At 36.9% G+C, this 363-nt stretch carries 1 pseudogene; it reads right to left on the bottom strand.

Annotated features, from left to right (window positions below):
* Positions 1-29: 29 nt before the first annotated feature.
* A pseudogene (locus D9K81_RS18295) lies at positions 30-363 on the bottom strand (ATP-binding protein); the annotation flags it as partial.

Here is a 363-nt window from a genome sequence, read left to right as displayed (position 1 = left end):
ATTAAAAGCTTCTGTACCATTTAAAATGTTCATGCTTGAGTTCCTTCTTTGGCAAGTTGATCAATGTCTTGTTTTACCAATTGAATTTTTGTTGAATCGATTTGCATCAGTGAATCAATGCCTAAGTGTTCACATACTGTTTTTACATCTAAGCCACGTTCAGTAATGAAAGCTTGTAAGTCATCGCGCTGGGTATCGTTAATGCCATTAAATTCAGGAGGACTAATCCACATTTCCTTGTGCTTATCAAAAGTGCATTTCAGCTCTTTGGCCTTCAAAAGCATGGCTTGGCGCATGTTTTGGTAATACATGTGACTTTTATCAAGTGACTCTGTTAATTGATTTAGATCGCTGGCATATACC

The sequence above is a fragment of the Acinetobacter chengduensis genome (assembly GCF_003664645.1).
Taxonomy (GTDB): Bacteria; Pseudomonadota; Gammaproteobacteria; order Pseudomonadales; family Moraxellaceae; genus Acinetobacter; species Acinetobacter chengduensis.
The sequence above is the reverse complement of the archived record's forward strand: the minus strand, read 5'-3'. Positions and strand labels throughout refer to the sequence as shown.